The organism is Vibrio agarilyticus, assembly GCF_012641465.1.
In the GTDB taxonomy this organism is placed as follows: Bacteria; Pseudomonadota; Gammaproteobacteria; order Enterobacterales; family Vibrionaceae; genus Vibrio; species Vibrio agarilyticus.
The window spans coordinates 51,596-69,715 of record NZ_JABAIK010000009.1 but is presented as its reverse complement, the minus strand read 5'-3'; the positions used below and the strand labels follow the sequence as shown (position 1 = coordinate 69,715).

The 18,120-nt window shown below is 46.6% G+C and carries 16 protein-coding genes; 5 read left to right on the top strand and 11 right to left on the bottom strand.

Going from position 1 to position 18,120, the window contains the following annotated elements; genetic code table 11:
• The first annotated feature begins 90 nt into the window (after window positions 1-90).
• Window positions 91-1,338: a GGDEF domain-containing protein gene (locus tag HGP28_RS10585; RefSeq protein ID WP_168836431.1), complete on the top strand. Its 1,248-nt coding sequence runs from the start codon at window positions 91-93 to the stop codon at window positions 1,336-1,338.
• 16 nt (window positions 1,339-1,354) lie between these two features.
• Here HGP28_RS10585 and HGP28_RS10580 read toward each other — a convergent pair whose 3' ends face one another.
• Window positions 1,355-2,344, bottom strand: a complete 990-nt coding sequence (locus tag HGP28_RS10580; protein ID WP_168836430.1) for a GGDEF domain-containing response regulator — start codon at window positions 2,342-2,344, stop codon at window positions 1,355-1,357.
• Window positions 2,345-2,630: 286 nt separating this feature from the next.
• Here HGP28_RS10580 and HGP28_RS10575 point away from each other — a divergent pair, with 286 nt between their 5' ends.
• A complete protein-coding gene (locus tag HGP28_RS10575) occupies window positions 2,631-3,068 on the top strand; it encodes a DUF3069 domain-containing protein (protein WP_168836429.1) in 438 nt (145 codons plus the stop codon).
• A 49-nt stretch (window positions 3,069-3,117) separates the two neighbouring features.
• Here the strand turns inward: HGP28_RS10575 and modC are convergent, their stop codons facing one another.
• The 5 genes from modC to HGP28_RS10550 all read right to left on the bottom strand — a co-directional run bounded on the left by modC (window position 3,118) and on the right by HGP28_RS10550 (window position 8,055).
• The gene (modC, locus tag HGP28_RS10570) at window positions 3,118-4,248 is read right to left on the bottom strand and encodes a molybdenum ABC transporter ATP-binding protein ModC (RefSeq protein WP_168836428.1); all 1,131 of its coding nucleotides are present in this window, start codon (window positions 4,246-4,248) and stop codon (window positions 3,118-3,120) included.
• Window positions 4,245-4,934 carry a molybdate ABC transporter permease subunit gene (gene modB / locus HGP28_RS10565; RefSeq protein WP_168836427.1) on the bottom strand — a complete coding sequence of 230 codons (690 nt, stop codon included), beginning with the start codon at window positions 4,932-4,934 and terminating at the stop codon, window positions 4,245-4,247. Before modB ends, modC begins: the two co-directional genes overlap by 4 nt.
• Window positions 4,927-5,814, bottom strand: a complete 888-nt coding sequence (gene modA, locus HGP28_RS10560; RefSeq protein WP_168836426.1) for a molybdate ABC transporter substrate-binding protein — start codon at window positions 5,812-5,814, stop codon at window positions 4,927-4,929. The genes modB and modA overlap by 8 nt, the downstream gene beginning before the upstream one ends.
• Window positions 5,814-7,319, bottom strand: a complete 1,506-nt coding sequence (locus HGP28_RS10555) for a cobyric acid synthase (protein WP_168836425.1) — start codon at window positions 7,317-7,319, stop codon at window positions 5,814-5,816. The genes modA and HGP28_RS10555 overlap by 1 nt, the downstream gene beginning before the upstream one ends.
• A 115-nt stretch (window positions 7,320-7,434) precedes the next feature.
• A complete protein-coding gene (locus HGP28_RS10550; RefSeq protein ID WP_246225683.1) occupies window positions 7,435-8,055 on the bottom strand; it encodes a cysteine hydrolase family protein in 621 nt (206 codons plus the stop codon).
• 106 nt (window positions 8,056-8,161) lie between these two features.
• Here HGP28_RS10550 and HGP28_RS10545 point away from each other — a divergent pair, with 106 nt between their 5' ends.
• Window positions 8,162-8,704, top strand: coding sequence for a hypothetical protein (locus tag HGP28_RS10545; protein ID WP_168836546.1), 543 nt, complete (start codon window positions 8,162-8,164; stop codon window positions 8,702-8,704).
• Window positions 8,705-8,872: 168 nt separating this feature from the next.
• Here the strand turns inward: HGP28_RS10545 and HGP28_RS10540 are convergent, their stop codons facing one another.
• From HGP28_RS10540 to nrdD, 3 genes are all read right to left on the bottom strand, one after another.
• On the bottom strand, window positions 8,873-10,063 hold the full coding sequence (locus tag HGP28_RS10540) for an amino acid aminotransferase (RefSeq protein WP_168836424.1): 1,191 nt from the start codon (window positions 10,061-10,063) through the stop codon (window positions 8,873-8,875).
• Window positions 10,064-10,123: 60 nt separating this feature from the next.
• On the bottom strand, window positions 10,124-10,594 hold the full coding sequence (nrdG, locus tag HGP28_RS10535; RefSeq protein WP_168836423.1) for an anaerobic ribonucleoside-triphosphate reductase-activating protein: 471 nt from the start codon (window positions 10,592-10,594) through the stop codon (window positions 10,124-10,126).
• A gap of 66 nt (window positions 10,595-10,660) precedes the next feature.
• Window positions 10,661-12,781, bottom strand: coding sequence for an anaerobic ribonucleoside-triphosphate reductase (gene nrdD / locus HGP28_RS10530; protein WP_168836422.1), 2,121 nt, complete (start codon window positions 12,779-12,781; stop codon window positions 10,661-10,663).
• Window positions 12,782-13,073: 292 nt separating this feature from the next.
• On the opposite strand from nrdD, the gene HGP28_RS10525 reads away from it, so the two are divergent.
• Complete coding sequence (locus HGP28_RS10525; protein ID WP_168836421.1) at window positions 13,074-14,021, top strand: endonuclease/exonuclease/phosphatase family protein; 948 nt, start codon at window positions 13,074-13,076, stop codon at window positions 14,019-14,021.
• A 325-nt stretch (window positions 14,022-14,346) separates the two neighbouring features.
• On the opposite strand, the gene HGP28_RS10520 is transcribed toward HGP28_RS10525, so the two are convergent.
• The gene (locus tag HGP28_RS10520) at window positions 14,347-16,782 is read right to left on the bottom strand and encodes an ABC transporter permease (RefSeq protein ID WP_168836420.1); all 2,436 of its coding nucleotides are present in this window, start codon (window positions 16,780-16,782) and stop codon (window positions 14,347-14,349) included.
• Window positions 16,779-17,462 (bottom strand): ABC transporter ATP-binding protein, encoded by a 684-nt coding sequence (locus HGP28_RS10515; RefSeq protein WP_168836419.1) that lies wholly within the window; start codon window positions 17,460-17,462, stop codon window positions 16,779-16,781. Before HGP28_RS10515 ends, HGP28_RS10520 begins: the two co-directional genes overlap by 4 nt.
• Here HGP28_RS10515 and tesA point away from each other — a divergent pair.
• On the top strand, window positions 17,461-18,069 hold the full coding sequence (gene tesA, locus HGP28_RS10510; RefSeq protein WP_168836418.1) for a multifunctional acyl-CoA thioesterase I/protease I/lysophospholipase L1: 609 nt from the start codon (window positions 17,461-17,463) through the stop codon (window positions 18,067-18,069). The two genes, HGP28_RS10515 and tesA, sit on opposite strands and share 2 nt — an antisense overlap.
• Window positions 18,070-18,120 lie beyond the last annotated feature (51 nt).

Sequence of the window (18,120 nt, the reverse complement as noted above, 5' to 3'; positions counted from 1 at the left end):
ACTTGGGTATAGCATTGAGTGATACTATCGATGGTTGCCATTCATTGATAAAAACACACGGAAATACAGTTCGTCAGGTATGAGTAAACGATGACATCCTCGATTGCAAATCACAGTCATTTTAGGATTTTTATCCCGCTGCTTTTATTAACGGGATCTTACTTTGGTATGGACGCCATCATCGCAATCACGCGTGATAATCAGAGCCTCGCCTCAAGCCTGCCTTATGGGTTACTTTTTACCGCCTTTATGTTGGCATTTCTCTTCAAACAAGGGCGAATGGCGATGTTAAGCATCGCGTTGTTTCTTTGCTATCTTACGATACAGCAGCGCTTACAAGTGCCTTTGAGTGTTGACAACAAACTGCTTGAACTTTCACTTCTTACTTTTCTACTTCCTGTCGCCGCCGCGTTAGTCTATTGCTTTCCACGAGAAGGTTTACAGCCGCGCATGGTCATGTTGTATTTCTTAATTTTAGCGCTATTTGTGTTTTGGTCCTATTTACTAATAACGCATTTTCAAGAGAGTACACTAGTCAACTGGTCTAAAGGGCTCTTATTTGTTGAGCCTAAGCTTTCGCATCTTCCGGTGGTTTTGATCCTCTACTGCTCTGCGGTCGTTGGGATCACTGCCATGATATTGCTACGCTATAACGGAACACTTGAGGCCGCGATTTACTCGTCTGTTGTTATGTCGACGGCGACGTTTATTTTTTTTGATGTTCGATACATATCAAGCACTATGTTTACCTTAAGTGCTCTGCTCATCATTATTTATCTGGTTTCAGCCAGTCATGTACTTGCGTTCATGGATGCATTGACGGGGCTTTCAAGTCGCCGCATGTTGGATCTTGATGTAAAACAGTTGGGACGAAAGTTCTCAATCGCCATGGTTGATGTCGATCATTTTAAGAAATTTAATGACACTTACGGTCATGCAACAGGCGATGATGTTTTAAAGTTGGTGGCTAGCTGCCTTGCCAAACGTCAATCTCGCCTTATTCGTGTCTATCGCTATGGTGGAGAAGAATTTACTCTTTTATTTAGAAACCGTACCGCAGAGCAAGCTGAACCCATTTTGCAAGAACTGCGCGAAGAAATTGCCAATTATCAAATGATGATCCGCAACGTTGAAATGCGACCAGAGAGCTCAACGGAAGGTAAGCGACAAAGGCGCAAAAATAAACCAGAGTCACAAGCTGTCAGTGTGACAATCAGTATTGGGGTTTGCGACAGTTTGGAAACACGTGACGTCGACACAGTAAAAGAACGCGCCGACGAGGCCCTATACAAAGCCAAAAACGCCGGACGCAACCGAGTTATGCTTTCAAACGCTTAGGCTCAATTAGCCATCTTCATTTAACCACGGCTAAATGCGGCTTTTGCCCTTCCCCTTCTATTCGCAAAACATGCTGATCTCTTCCTTGCGTTTTTGCTTGATAGAGCGCGCTATCTGCCATCTCATAAAGCGCCTGACGAGATTCATTCCCGCGAGGCATTAAAGACAACACGCCAAGTGACGCCGTCACAATGTCACTCACCTGCGAGTGCTGGTGTGGATAAGCCAACTGGTGAATCGCCTCTCGTATCCGTCGTGCTTGTTTCGCGAGCTTCTCTGTGTTGATGCTACCAAGCAAAATGACAAACTCTTCCCCACCGTAGCGACCAACGTATTCCCCTGTTCGCGTAAAAAGTGCATCCAGAATTTGTGCTATCGCTTGTAAACATTGATCGCCTTGAATGTGGCCATAGTTGTCATTAAATGCTTTAAAATGGTCGACATCGAGCATAATTAAACCCATCGGCATTTGATGACGCCCATGCCACGCAATAAGGTCATCAAGCTGATTATCAATAAATCGACGGTTGTAGAGTTTGGTTAACCCGTCTTCATTGGCTTGTTGCTGAAGTTTTTTATTGATTTGATGCAGTTGTTGAGTGGTCTGTTTGAGCTCGCGACGCATTTGAGCAATCCGCTGCATAGCAATGAGTTTGGATTGCAAAATGAGCTTATCGACTGGCTTGATTAAATAATCATCGCCCCCCGCCTCAATGGCGGTCGCTATCATTTCAGGTTCGTCATAACCACTTAAAAAAATGATGGGAACCCAATCAGGAAATTCACTCCGTATGCGGCGAGAAACTTCAAACCCGTCTATCTCAGGCATACAAACATCGAGCAGCACCAATTCAGGATCAAACTCTTCATAAGACTCTAACGCCTGACGCCCGCAATCAACCGCTTTGACCTCATGCCCGAGCTGCTCTAAGCGTATCGCGAGTTGCATTCGAACCACCGCCACATCATCAACTAATAAGATACGCATTGAAGATCCTGCTGACATCCATTCACCTTGAATTTGTATTCCCTATACAAGGTATAACATAGCTCTGCCAATTATTCCTTTATGTTACCCAACTTGTTGCATTAATTACCTAATCGAATGCTCAATATACTCAACCTCAAGATACATGGCTCAGCCAGAATGACGTGGTTTACCAGTGAGGCGAGGATTTAACCATAGGTCCCTAGACCTAGTTCGCTTCACGTATTCATATGAAGGGTCTTAATTCATTGACTTTTATTGCTATATACTTACTATTCCGGTTTTTCCAGTAAGAGACAGTAGAATGTCAGAGTCAAACAACCAAGAAAAACAGCCTATCGATTTGAGTACGATTTCTGCAGAACTTCGTCAAGTGATTGAATTTGATCAAGTTCCTCAAGAAATGTACGAAATGGTGACCTCGATTCATGAAGTCTCTGAAGAGGCGGTTCGCGAGCAGTGGGACACCTTACCGAACAGTGCGCAAAATATTTTAGATAATTTTGAGCAATTTCACGCTTTGGTCTCTGTAAGCCAAGCGTTTGCAGGTTTGAATGTGATGGAAGAATTTCCAACGTTAAATCTGCCAAAAGATATGACGGACGAAGAAAAAGACGAGTACCGTTCACAGCTTTTGGATCAAGTGCTGTTTAATTGCGTCAAAGATATGATCAAGCAATTGAAAAAAGCGCGCCGCGATCCCATTCTAAAGCGTGATTTCAAAGACGTGTTTGAAAAATAATCATATGAGCGCAGTATTTTGCTGCGCTCATTTCCTTTCCAAAAACGTTTTAATGCTGCCGCACTAGCGCAGGTGTTGCGACATCACGTTGCGTCACGCTGACCCCTTTAATTTGAGCAAATACCTCATCCCCACGCTTTAGCGCTAATTCGGCCAATGCCCAAGGCGTTATTGTCGCCCAAAGTAAACATTCTGTCCCTAGCTGCAGTTGAATCGATACGGACTCTTTGTTGACATCATCACCGTGGCGCTCAATTTGCGTGATAATTGCCGGTAAAATATTTCGAATTGAGGTTTGCTCTGGGCGCACTCGCGTGATTGACACATCACTGGCGCGAATTTGCAGTCGCACAGGGTGCTTTGGCTCCAGTGCCAATTTTTGTACCCAAATAGAGACCGAATTGGCGAGCGAGACTTGAGTCAATGCATATTGCTCGTGCTGCGCGAGTACTTGCGCCTCAAATAAGGTGCTCTGTTCCGCAAAAGATTGCCATGGGCGCATGGCTTGAGACGACCAAATTTGGGCGACCGGTCCGCTAGCAACCACCTTTCCTGCGTCGATAATGGCTAAATAATTGGCTAAGTGCAGCACTTCATGCAAGCTGTGACTCACATAGAGAATCGGAATCTTCACTGAGTGAGCTAACTGCTCCAAAAAAGGTAGAACTTCGCGCTTACGTGGAAGATCGAGCGATGCTAATGGTTCATCCATAAGTAGGATATTGGGCTTTGCTAACAACGCTCGCCCTATCGCGACGCGCTGCTTTTCACCGCCCGACAAAGACGCCGGATAGCGTGAAAGTAGTGGCCGAATATCAAGCAAATCGACTATCTGATCAAAGTGTGTTTGCTCAAACGACTTAACCCCATAGCAAAGGTTGCCTTTGACACTATAGTGTGGAAAGAGACGAGCATCTTGAAACACGTAGCCTACTCGACGTTGATGGATTGGCACGTTGGTTTTGTTTGAACTATCAAATAACGCCTGTCCACCAACATTGATACGGCCCGAATCGGGCGTCAATAACCCGCTCACCGCATTAATAATCGAGGTTTTCCCTGCCCCTGATCGACCAAATAACGCCGTGATTCCTTGAGCTGGCAGCACCAAATCAATATCAAATTGTGCATGCCCTAATTTGTGCTGAAATTGGATGACGATTTGCTGAGTTTGACTCATGAGCGCGTTCCTAAGCGTTTAGACGCACGTCGCGTTAACCACTCTGATACCAACAAACTGACTAGTGCGATGCCAATTGAAATAATGCACAAACGTGCCGCTTCACTTTCAGCGCCAGGGGTTTCAATAAAGGTGTACATTGCAAGAGGAATCGTTTGCGTCTCTCCGGGAATGTTTGATACGAAACTGATTGTCGCGCCAAATTCGCCCAAACTACGTGCAAATGCCAGCATGCTTCCAGTGATGATGCCCGGCAGTAATAATGGCAGGGTAATGGTGAAAAATACACGCATTGGTGATGCGCCTAAAGTGGCCGCTGCCTGCTCCAATTTCGGGTCAATGCCATCAAATCCCAAGCGAATCGCCCGCACCATTAATGGAAGCGCCACCACAATGCATGCCAACACCGCGCCTTTCCAGTTAAAACTGAACACTAAACCAAAATGCTGATACAGCCATCCGCCGAATACGCCTTGCCTTCCCATCGAAATGAGCAGCAAATAGCCAATCACAACCGGAGGTAACACCAATGGCAGATACACCAAACTATCAAGTAGACTTTTACCAACGAATTCCTTGCGCGCAAGTACCCATGCGAGAAACGTTGCGATAGGAATAAGCCAAAGCACCGCATAAAAGCCAACTTTGAGACTGAGCAAAATCGCTTGATGTTCGAGCTCACTCATTATTTAACGCACTCCTGGCTGCGGCGGATGGTGCATCTGTTGTAAAGCCCTGCTGTTGTAAAATACGCTGCGCTGCTTCTGATGTTAAATAGTCAAAAAAGGCTTTGGCATGCACAGTTGAGGAAATCAAGGCCGCTGGATATTGAATTGGCTCATGCCAATTGGCAGGGATGGACGCGACAACCTCAACTTTGTTCGATTGTAACGCATCTGTTTGATAGACAATGCCCAGTGGCACTTCTTGACGCTCCACTAACGTCAGCGCCATTCGTACGCTGCTCGTTGGCGCCGTCGCCCCTTTCAAATGAGGCCAAATACCCACATACTCTAACGCTTGTTTGGCATATGTGCCGGCAGGAACGCTCTGTGGATTACCCATGGCAAGGCGTGAGTCTTGCAAGCGTTGTAACCAATCCTTCGGATTAGTGAGATCAAAAGACGTATTGAAGTCCTGATTATTCGCGTTCGATGTGATCGTCACGAGACGATTACTAGCGAAATTAGTGACACCGTCACGAGATACCCATTGCGTGTCAACCAAATAATCCATCCAGCGCTGATTGGCGAGGATCACAATATCAGCTGGCGCGCCATTGGCCACTTGGCGCGCAATGGATGAAGAGCTTGCAAACACAGGAACGAGATGGATACCTTGCTGACGATTAAAATCGTCAAATAACGCGTGAACCACATTCGTTAGTGATGACGCAGCAAAAACATGAACCGTATTTTTCGTCTGTTCTGATGCTTTCGCCATTGCACTACTCAGCAAAGCAGCACTTGCCACCGCCGCGATTAACGCCGTTTTTATAGCACTAATCCCATGGTGATAACCCCATTTTGCGCATACCTTGATTTGCTCTGTTAACAGTACTCTCATTACAGCGAGGCTCCATCGGCAATCACTCTGTCTTTACGATAGCTGGGCGCTGTCGCTATACCCAATGAAGAAAGGTCAACGTGGGCTTCAATGGCATCGGCAATTCGATCAAGCGCGTGTTCACGCATTTGCATCATATTTTGTGGTGCAATTTGCTCGTCATTAACCCATTGAATAATCAATGCCAGTGCTGGCTCAGAATCAAACAATCCGTGAAGATAACTGCCAAAAATTTGATTATCCGCACTCAATGCACCGTCAACACTTCCATCATCCAATTCAATCGGGGCCGCATCAGTGACCTGTGATTGACCAACATGAATTTCGTACCCGTGCACCGAAACCGTTTGACCATTTAAAGTCAAACAACCTTGGCGCTGACGTAAGGTCTTTTTCGCTTGCATGCTCGTTGAAAGATTAAGCCATCCCAACCCTTGACTCGTTCCGGCTTCACCTTCGACACCACTCTCATCAATAATTGTTTGCCCGAGCATCTGCAACCCACCACAGATACCGATCACTTTGCCACCATAGCGTAGATGTTTTGCTATCTCTTTGTCCCAGCCCTGCTCACGCAGATACGCCAGATCCGCTCGAGTCGATTTGGTGCCGGGTAAGATAATTAAATCAGCGTTAGCTAACGACTCCCCTTTTCCGACATAGCGAAAGTCGATATCTGGATGAAGGCGTAGCGGGTCAAAATCAGTGTGGTTACTGATCCGCGTAACAACAGGCACCACCACCCGTATTTTGCTATTTTTTACCGCTGAATGAGCATCGATTATCGCATCTTCCGCTTCGATATTGAGCCCATGCAAAAAGGGCAATACGCCTAATACCGGTTTATTGGTTTTTTCTTCTAGCCAGCGCAATCCGGGCTCGAGCAGCGCAACATCCCCTCGAAACCGGTTAATAATGAAACCTTTTACTCGAGCCTGTTCGCTAGGCGACAGCAGAGCTAATGTGCCATACAAATGCGCAAAAACCCCACCTCGGTCAATATCTGCCACAATAACTACAGGAACGTCGGCCGCCTCTGCAAACCCCATATTCGCAATATCATTTTCGCGAAGGTTGATTTCAGCCGGACTTCCCGCGCCTTCAATGATAATGCAATCAAACTGTTTGCTAAGCGCGGTAAATGACTCAAGCACATAAGGCAGCGCCATTTTTTTGAATTCATGATATCCAATGGCATCCAAGTTCATTTTTGCTTGGCCTTGAATAATAATTTGCGCGCCAACGTCGCTGCTTGGTTTGATTAAAATTGGGTTCATATCGACGGAAGGCGTCACACCACAGGCTTGAGCTTGAACCGCTTGCGCTCGGCCAATTTCGCCACCATCTAGAGTGACGGCACTATTGAGTGCCATATTTTGCGGTTTAAACGGCGCAACGCGAATGCCACGCCTGGCTAACATGCGACCGATTCCAGCGACAAGAACGCTTTTTCCAGCATCAGAAGTGGTGCCTTGAACCATCAAAGCGGCAATTGAATCAGACATGGGATACAGAGTTGGTGATCAAAGCTAAATCATACCGTTATCCCATTGATAGGTGAAGTTAAAGTCGCCTTCTCTTAGAGGAAGGCAAATCGCTAAAACCAACGAATCTGCCAGCTCAAGAATCACGGGTGTACTCTTCTGCGCTTTTCACCTGACCATAACCAAAATCAATCGCATACATATTCGCCGCCTGAACGGCTTCAGGTGCGACCACAACTTCATTAAATTGCAGCAAATGGGTTGCACACGCATCGTGAACAACGGTCACGGTATAACCAAAATCGGCGGCCGCGCGAGCCGCCGCCGCAATACAGAGGTGGCTCATACTGCCTACTAAGGTGACCTCCTGAATTTGGTGTGAATCCAAATGTGCTTTAAGATCAGTTTCTAAGAAAGCGTTAATATGGTGCTTAGCAAGAGTGTGTTCCCCGCCTATTGGACGCACGCTGGTGTGAATCTCAACACCAGACGTGCCGGGCACAAAAAACGCATCATTCGGTCCATTTTCGTGACACACATGCACGACTAAATCCCCTTTTTGCCGCGAATACTCGAGCACCTGCACGGCCTTTTCGGCACTGGCTTCCATGTTATGCAGTGGCCATTGGCCTCCAGAAAAATAATCGTTTTGAATATCAATTACGATGAGTGCGCGTTTTGCCATCAGTTTCTCCACCTTCATTGCCGATAATTCACTCATTAGGTATAGCTGTGGCAAGCTGTTGGCGCAAGACATCAAGAATCGCCATATAGGTCAATGATATATAAATGCATTTATGTTATGGTTCGCGTCTTGCTTGTTATTTTGGTCATACCCTGAAGGCTTTGGAGAAACCATGCGCATGTTCTTTGTTCGCCCTACGCTACTTTTAGCGCTTTTGGCGACCTGCACCCTACTGCCACTCAGCGCGAGTGCCAACAATTTTAATTACAACTCACTAGAATTTCGTATGGGCATGAGTCCCGGCACATTTGGCGCGGAGTTCACTACATTTTTTACTCAAAACTCGCACTTTATCTTTCGCGCAGACAGCGAGTTTGAAGGTGACTGGGATTTTGCAGGTGGTGTTGGCTTTAATGGGCCGCTGGGGCAATTTGCCGATATTTACGGCCAGCTATTAGTGCACAACGTCAAAACAGAGTCTGGCGATTTCATCGGCGATGAATGGCTCACCGAAGTCAACGTGGGTACCCGCGTTTGGCTAACCGATTTGGTTGAACTCAATGCACATATTGGTCAGTTAGTTGATAACGACAACAACAACACTGTGTTTGGCGTCGGCGGTCGTTTCCACTCAACGCCACAGCTTTCCGTTGGCGCCGATGTGCAAAATAACGGCGTTTATGGGCACCAGTTTGTTGCATCAGTTCGGTTTCAGTTTTAGAGCGTACGATAAAAGAAAGCCGCGAAGTTCGCGGCTTTTTGATCGAGGGATAGGAATAAACGTCAAAATAAATCGTAATCATTTATTTTCGAGTGAGAGCCACTCAATCATCAAATCCTCGCCTCACTGACAAACCAAGTCATTCTCGCTGAACCATGTGCCTTGAGGTTACTTGAGTATAGACACAGCTTTAATGGCCTGAGCGACATAGGGAATGTCCGCTTCGGTCAAACCTGCAATATTTATCCGCCCATCAGCCACCGCATAAATCGCAAATTCATCCCGCAAACGCGCCATCTGATCCGGTGAAAAACCAAGCATGGTAAACATACCTTTATGCTGGGTGATAAAATCAAATGCGTTAGTCTGCTGCACTGAACGAAGTTCTTCACATAACAAGTGACGCAATGAAATCAGACGATGACGCATCGCCGACAATTCCGTTTGCCACTCTTGAGTTAACGACGGGGTTTGCAAAATAGTTTTAACTAACGCCGCACCATGATCCGGCGGCATGGTGTACGTTGCACGCGCTAACGTAAGTAAGCGCCCTTTTGCTTTTGCTACCGCTTGTGCATTTTCACCCACCACCAAAGCCGCACCCGTTCGCTCGCGATACAAACCAAAATTCTTTGAACATGATGTGGTGATAAGCATCTCTTCAACATGCTCAGCCAGATAGCGCATGCCTTGAGCATCTTCAAGCAAGCCATCGCCAAAACCTTGATATGCAATATCAACGAACGGAGTAAAACCTTGATGTTGAGCTAATTCTGCTATCGCTTGCCACGCAGCAAAATCAATATCTGCCCCAGTAGGGTTATGACAGCAGCCGTGCAATAACACCACATCGTTTTTGCCGGCAGTTTTCAAATCAGCCAGCATAGCCTCAACATCAACTTGCTTAGTGTCTCGACTAAAGTAGCGGTAGCTGCGAACCTTCAACCCTGCCGCTTCCATGACTGGGCGGTGGTTGACATAACTCGGGTCGGAAATCCAGATCGTCGTCTCTGGCTGCGCAAATTTGAGTAAATCGCCCAGCATGCGCAAAGCTCCGCTGGCCCCTGGCGTTTGAATCGCCGCAACACGTGGCATCGCATTGGTTCCGGCCAGCAAAAGTTCCGTCATCGATTGATTGAACTCTTCACAGCCAGCTAGACCAACATAAGATTTCGTGGTTTGCTGTTGATAAACCAGCGTCTCCGCTTGGCGAATTGCGGCCATAACAGGCGTCTGACCTTGGCTATTTTTATACACACCAATACCAAGATCCACTTTATGCTCGCGCGGATCGTTACGGTAAGCGACAGACAAAGAGAGGATAGGATCGAGCGCAGGCTCGGGAAGTTGAGAAAACATGAAAGTCACTGTCCTTGAAACTCATCGAAAAGTGACTCCAAGTTATCACCAAAGCGCTAACTAACAAACTGAAAAATGATGAATGATCTGATTCGCGCTACCACGCCATTCTAAACTTGGGTCGGCTTTCTCTTGTTCAAATTTGCCATCAATCAGAGTATCAACCAAATTCACCACTTCGCGTTGTGCCGCATCCAATTCCTCTAAACGATAGCCGCTCCAAAGCCAGATGTCTTTTCCAGGACACTCTTCGCGTACTCGCTTAACCAAACGCAGTACGGCCTCAATGTTGGCAGGATGCAATGGATCGCCCCCAGAGAGCGACAAACCGCGCCGACGAATTCGCGTGTCATTAAGATCGGCAATAATGCGATCTTCAGCTTCTTGAGTGAAAGGTTCACCCGAGTCCAAACGCCAAGTGGATTGGTTATAACAACCACGGCACTGATGCACGCAGCCTGAAACAAACAAAGTGCAACGTGTTCCAGGACCATTAACAACATCAACCGGATAATATTGGTGGAAATTCATGAGGTTCTCTCAAAAAGGAACACCAACCCACTGAGCAGGTTGGTGTTATCGATACGCAGTGATTCACTATAGATGCTTAACGCGACGCTTCACTTCTTCTTGTTTACCAAAGTTAAAGGGTCTTGCATCTGGACTACCAAGATAACCACACACACGGCGAGTTACAGACACTTTGGTAGAGTCGTGATTGCCGCATTTCGGGCAAGTAAAGCCTTTGCTAGTACAATCGAATTCACCGTTGTAACCACATTCGTAACATTCATCAATCGGTGTATTGGTGCCGTAGTAAGGCACACGAGTGTAGCTGTAATCCCAAACATCTTCGAGCGCTTCAACATTGCTCTGCATGTTCGGAAATTCTCCGTAACAGATGAAGCCACCGCTTGAGATGTCTGGATACGGCAATTCAAAATCAATCTTATCGTAAGGATTGACTTTCTTTTCAACATCTAAGTGGAAGCTGTTGGTGTAGTAACCTTTGTCGGTCACCCCTTCAATCACTCCAAACTCTTTGGTATCGACACGGCAGAAACGACTGCACAAGTTTTCACTTGGGGTGCCATACAGGCTGAATGCGTATCCGGTCTCTTTTGTCCACGCTTCCACCGCCGCTTTCATATGTTTGATGATGTTAAGCGCCTTCTCACGCAATTCTTGCGAATCGTATACGTGCGTTTGAGTACCCAGCAATGCGTTGATGGTTTCATGAACACCAATGTAGCCTAATGAAATCGAGGCACGGCCATTTTTGAAGATTTCTGCGATAGAGTCATCTGCTTTCAAACGCACACCACATGCGCCTTCCATATAAAGGATTGGTGCAACGCGTGCTTTAACGTTTTCCAATCGGCTGATGCGTGTTTCTAGTGCACGACGTGCCAATTTGAGTTTTTCATCAAGCAAAGTATAAAATTTTGCTTCATCGCCACCCGCTTTGAGCGCGATGCGCGGCAAGTTAAGGCTAACCACGCCAAGGTTGTTACGACCTTCGTGGATCAGTTCGCCGTTTTCTTCATAAGTATTGAGGAAGCTGCGACAACCCATTGGTGTTTTGAATGAGCCCGTGACTTCAACCACTTTGTCGTAGTTAAGAATGTCGGGATACATACGTTTTGTTGCGCACTCAAGAGCCAAGCTTTTAATGTCGTAGTTCGGATCGCCAACTTTATGGTTTAAGCCATCTTTGATTGCAAACACCAATTTAGGAAAGACCGCTGTTTTGCGATTTTTACCAAGACCTGCAATCCGATTTTTCAAAATCGATTGTTGAATAAGGCGTGAACCCCACGATGTACCCAAACCAAAACCAAAGGTGACAAACGGCGTTTGACCATTGGCTGTGTGTAAAGTATTCACTTCATATTCCAACGATTGGAAGGCGTCGTAACACTCTTTCTCGGTGCGAGCGCGTGCAAAGGCGTCAGGCTCTGGAATATTCCATTCGCGAGCGATCTCTAAGTGCTTTTCAAAACTGGTTAAAACATAAGGTTCTAGCACTTCATCAATACGGTTAATCGTGGTGCCGCCATAGATGTGGCTCGCTACTTGCGCAATAATCTGTGCGGTGACAGCGGTCGCGGTCGAAATCGATTTTGGTGTATCGATTTCAGCGTTACCCATTTTAAAGCCGTGAGTCAGCATGCCTTTCAAGTCGATAAGCATGCAGTTAAACATAGGGAAGAATGGCGCGTAATCGAGATCATGATAGTGAATGTCACCCTCATCATGCGCAGTCACCACATCACGCGGTAAAATGTGCGTTTTTGCGTAGTGCTTTGCAACAATGCCAGCCAACAAATCGCGTTGAGTCGGAATCACCTTTCCGTCTTTATTCGCGTTTTCGTTGATCAAATCCACATTGCTCTCTTCGATAAGCCCTTCGATTTCACGAGTCAGCGCACTTTGTTTTTCACGAGCGATATCACGATCATGACGATATTCGATATAATCGCGCGCCAAAGACTTATAAGGTCCTTGCATCAATTCATTTTCAACAAGTGTTTGAATTTCGTGAATATGGACTTCGACGTAATCTTCAAGCTTCAACTCGACAGCCAATGCGACGTTAAGCGCATAAATGGCGATATCCTTATCGACGTTTTCAGCTGCTGATTCCACTGCCGCTTGAATACGATCGCGACAAAATGGAGCTCTTGAGCCATCACGTTTGATTACGACTGGTTTCACTTCTTCTCCTTACCCTTAGCATACTCACAGAGTTATCCACAAACACACTATGTAGGGTTATTTATTGTTCGTTGAGCACTAGATGTTGTGTCGTATTTAACGAAAACCGACTATTGAAAGTATTGATTTAGATCAAGAAAAACCAGCAAGAGCACCAGATCAATTCGATCTTTAAGCGCGCGATCTCAGGTTTGAATTAATTAGAAAAAAGCTCAAATTTGTGCGAAAACCGCTTGAAAATTTGCGACGTCTTGTAAGATAAGAGCTGGTGACGTCGTCAAGGAAAAACTCGATGAAATGGAAAAATATATGGCTTGCATCTTGTCTCCGTTCCTGCTTCATTTTGGTGACGCAGATCACGATTGCTTCTGCAACAGCGCAAGACACTTTTCCACAGTTCAACATTGCGGCGTGGAATATGCAATGGCTGAGTAGCGTGCCAAGTCGCCAGTTTGAAGCCTCAATACGAAGCGACCAAGACTACCAGGCATTGCGTGCTGAATATGCACCTTTAGCGATATCTGTGCTCGCTTTTCAAGAAGTCAATGACCCCATCGCATTGCAACGCGTTATCGGCAGTGATTATCGCCTGATATTTTCTGACCGTAAAAGCCCGCTACGAAGACAGCATCAATTTGACGATATTAACCAATACACCGGCTTTGCACTCGCGCGCAATATTGCGTATGCCGACCCACGAGATATTGTGCTTGACTCGCGCCCAACCAGTAAACTGCGTTTTGCTAGCTACATCATTTTATTTCCCTCGAGCGCACACCCGATTCACCTACTATCAATTCATCTCAAAGCGGGATGCACCGGACGTTATCAAAAGAGCCGGCGAGCATGCCGAACACTAAAGGCCCAAGTGCAACAATTGAACCAATGGATTGCGTCACGAGAAGCTCAAAATCAACGCTATCTCTTGCTGGGCGATTTTAACCACAATCTCAGTCACCCTAAAGATTGGTTATGGCAGCAGTTAAGCGCTGGCACTGAGGCTCAGTTAGTCAGCAGAGAGACACCGTCAATTTGCCAAGTACGCGCAAGTAGCGGTTCGACACAAAGTGCCCCCCGTCTGCGCCGATACTCAAGTTTAATTGATCATATGGTGGGGAGCCCATCACTGATGCTGAGCGACGTACGTCAAGTCCCTTACTCAATAGAAAACGTTAAACAGTTCCAGTTGAGCGATCACTGCATTGTGGCAGCAAAATTAGCCATTGAATCGTTAAATTAAGGATTGTTTAACAGATCAGCGTTTTTTCATTTTACTCGAAGCCGTTTTTCATTTTAGGCGACGCGCTACAGTAATGAAGCTTGGTGTCATGGGGGTTAAGCGCTAAATGTCGCTTGTCAATAAGCGGCATTTATTTCACAAAAAAAAAGTTAAAAAGTGCTTGACTCAATGCAGCAAAATGAAAAAAAGCGCGTTAACGTCATCGCGTAAAGCGCCCCATCATAGAGAATATAAGCGCTGCGACAAACAACGCTTATTTATCCACATTACTTATCCCAAAAGTTATCCACTGAATTTGTGGATAACTGATTTTTGACTCCTATCATTATCCAAAACTGTTGTTGATAGGAACCAATAACTGCTTGATTACGCTAGCAACAACAAGCATAAGTGTGGTCAATGCAATCAGTGGCAAAGCTATCCACAACATAGGGTGGAGTGATGCGGTTAAATCAAATCCAAAGACCATAATGCCACCCACAGCGATTTCTGCAGCCAATATAGCTAAAAATGCCGCAATAACCGCCAAAATCCCAAACTCCGCCCAAATGGTCGCTCGAATTCGCTTACGACTCGCACCGAGCGCTCGATACAACCGCAGCTCTTGCTGTCGCTGCGACAGACTCAAGCGCAGTAGAGTGAAAATTAATAGAACGCCAGCGACGACACCCAAAATGGCCAAAATAGTTATCGAGGCGACAAGTTGTTCAACCAATGATTGGATCTTCGCACCCATCACTCGCGTATCGAGCATACTCACTGTCGGATGCTGACGTGCCAATTGATTTAGAACGTCTTGCTGAGTGTCCTCCGCGCGAAAACTGACAAAATAAGAACTCGGCAGCGCCGCTAGCACATCCGGGGAGAAAATAAAATAGAAATTAGGCTTCATCTCTCGCCATTCCACTTGGCGTATGCTGATGACATTGGCGGAATAAGCTTGACCACTGATAACGAAGGTCAGCTCGTCCCCCAGTGTTACCCCTAAATCTTCGGCAATGCTTTGTTCCACTGAAACGGAGTGTGGCTTACCCCACTGCCCTTCAAGCTCAACATTGTAACTTGGTAGAATGTCTCGCCAGGTTAAATTAAGCTCTCTATCAATATCATGTCGTCCATCGTCGCTTAGGCTTATTTCATTAATCGAGCGGCCATTAATTTCAGACAGTCGACCGCGAATTAACGGAAAAGCAGGCGAACGCGCTAAACCCTGCTCATCTAATGTTTGCAAATAGCGCTCTAATTCATAGTCGGCGATATTTACCGAAAACACGTTTGGCGCGTCGACCGGAAGCGTCCGCTGCCAATCAGCAAGTAAGTCGGTTCGAACCAGCCAAATGATCGCCAGTAGCATCAGTGATAGTGACAGCGCCCCTAACTGCAACGCAGTGCCAAGCCCTGAGCGATTAATTCGACTCACCGCCAAAATAAAATGCGTTCCCAGCGGTAAATGACGCAACGCGCGGCCACTTAGCGTGCCCACAAGCGCCAATACAACAAATAAGGCGGCGATAGCGCCAAGTACAATCCAAACCATTAAATTGTTGTAGTAGGCAACAATTAGGGGAACAAAAGGCACCAGAATCAAAAGATAACGACGACGTGACACCGAGACAGTTGCACTGGCTTGCATTGCATTGGCCGCTGAAATCGACAATAAGCGACTCAGCGGGATCCCAAGTGCGGGTATCGCAATCAGTATTGCGCTGGTTAAAGAGAGTATCAGCGGCGTAACACCATAACTTGGTAAAGGATCAGGCAAAAGCCCTTTGATCGGTATGCGCAGCGCCACTTCTAAACCCATACCGATTACCACACCAACCACCGACGCGATAACAAATAAAAGCCCCAACTGAATCAAAAGCCAGCGTGCGATCCAACGCCGACTGGCGCCAATGCTTTTTAACATCGCGATGGTTTGTTGGCGGCTCAAAACATAATTATGACACGTCAGCACCAAGGTGGTTGCGGCCATTAAAATCACGATCGCGACGCTCAACGATAAGTATTGATTGGTGCGCTCAAAGATTTCACTGCTACGACTTGCGGCATCTTGATCGCGCCACTCATCGCTTGGTGTCAATTCAACAAGCGCCTTTGCCTCAGCCAACGCATTGTCATCACCGAGAAGATAATAACGATATTGGACTCGGCTGCCCGGCTGTATCGCATTTGTCGCCGCTAGATCACTCACATGAATGTAAGCTGCTGGCATTTGTTGAAACGGGTTAAAACTCAATCCAGGCTCTGCGGCTATCACCCCAGTCACAACAAGATCCGCATCACCTAAGGTAATGCTCTGGCCGGTTTCAACGCCCAACTGCGAGACAATACGCTCATCAAGCCAAAGTTCACCTGGATTAACTTCAAACTGCGCACCCTGAGCCCCCTGCAATTGCAACGACCCCAATAACGGGAACGCACTATCAACGGCTTTTACCGTGATAAGTTGCATCGCCTCATCACTGAACGCCATAGTTGCAAAGCGTGTCATTTGGGCACTCTGCAAGCGCTCTTGTTGGCGAACGGCGCTCACTAACGCTTGTGGTATCGGATTGGCAGACACATAGACCGTATCAGCCATTAACGCGGCTTTTCCCTGCTTGACCATGACCTGTTCCATACGGTCGGCTAAGGCGGCAAGCGAGAAAATACTGGCAATGATCAGCACTAATGCGAGCGAAATCGGCCATAAGGTTCCGTGGCGGATCTCTTCAATGCTCCAACGAATCAAACGTTGGTTAAGACCGTTTGAACTCATTCTACTGCCTCCACGATTTTACCTGCGTCCATGCGGTAGATACGTTGACAACGTTGTGCCAGTTTACTGTCGTGGGTAACGAGCACCAATGTAGTGCCATGGCGTTGGTTCAAGTCAAATAAGCGTTCTATGACCCGTTCCGCTGTTTTTTGATCAAGATTTCCAGTTGGTTCATCGGCAAATAAAATCGTTGGCCGACTGATAAACGCTCGTGCCAGTGCCACGCGTTGCTGCTCACCGCCTGAAAGTTGACTCGGTAAATGATTGGCACGTGCTTTTAAACCCACCTCATCAAGCAATTGAGTCGCACGTTCAACATCCTCTTTTTCACCGCGCAACAAACACGGCAGTGTCACGTTTTGCAGCGCGGTAAGACTTGGGATCAATAAGAAACTCTGAAAAACAAAACCAACCGATTTTCGACGAATTTCAGCGCGAGCTTCGTCATCCAACGTACTCATCGGCTGGCCTAATAGATGAATTTCGCCAGAGCTTGGTACGTCCAACCCAGCAAGAAGTGTCATTAACGTTGATTTTCCAGCCCCAGAGGTGCCGACGATGGCAATCGTCTCACCGGCCTCAATCGAAATATTTACCTGTTCAAGGATTGTTAATCGCTCATTCTTAGTAGAGACTTGTTTGGTTACTGATACCGCTTGTATTACAGGAGCTTGTTGCATGATTCGTACTCTTTCCTTACTGCTTTGTCTATTGTGCTCGACCGTATCGCTGGCGGCCAATAAAATTCTCGTTTTAGGTGACAGCTTAAGCGCTGGCTATAATATGCCCATTGAGAAGGCATGGCCGAGCTTACTCACTGAGGCAATGGCAACTCACGGCCAAGCGGTTAATGTAATCAACGCCAGTATTTCTGGCGACACCACAGGGAATGGATTGGCCCGGCTTCCAGAGCTGTTAAAAAATCATCAACCCGATTGGGTCATCATCGAATTAGGGGCAAACGATGGTTTGCGAGGCTTTCCGCCCAAGGTCATTGAAACCAACCTGACAAAATTAATCACATTGAGTCAAGACGCCAACGCCAACGTTGCGCTAATGCAAATTCGCGTGCCGCCCAACTACGGTAAACGCTATTCAGACATGTTTGCCAAGATCTACCCTCAACTGGCAACGCGTCATAACACCGTGCTTATGCCCTTTTTTCTTGAAGAGATCATCCTCAAACCGGAATGGATGATGGATGATGGCCTCCATCCCGAGCCTGAAGCACAACCTTGGATTGCTCAGTTCGTTAGCCAAAATTTAGCAAAACATCTCGAAAATTAATGCCCTAGCTCAATTATTTTTACGTTTCTTTACGATATTGTAAATTCCCAT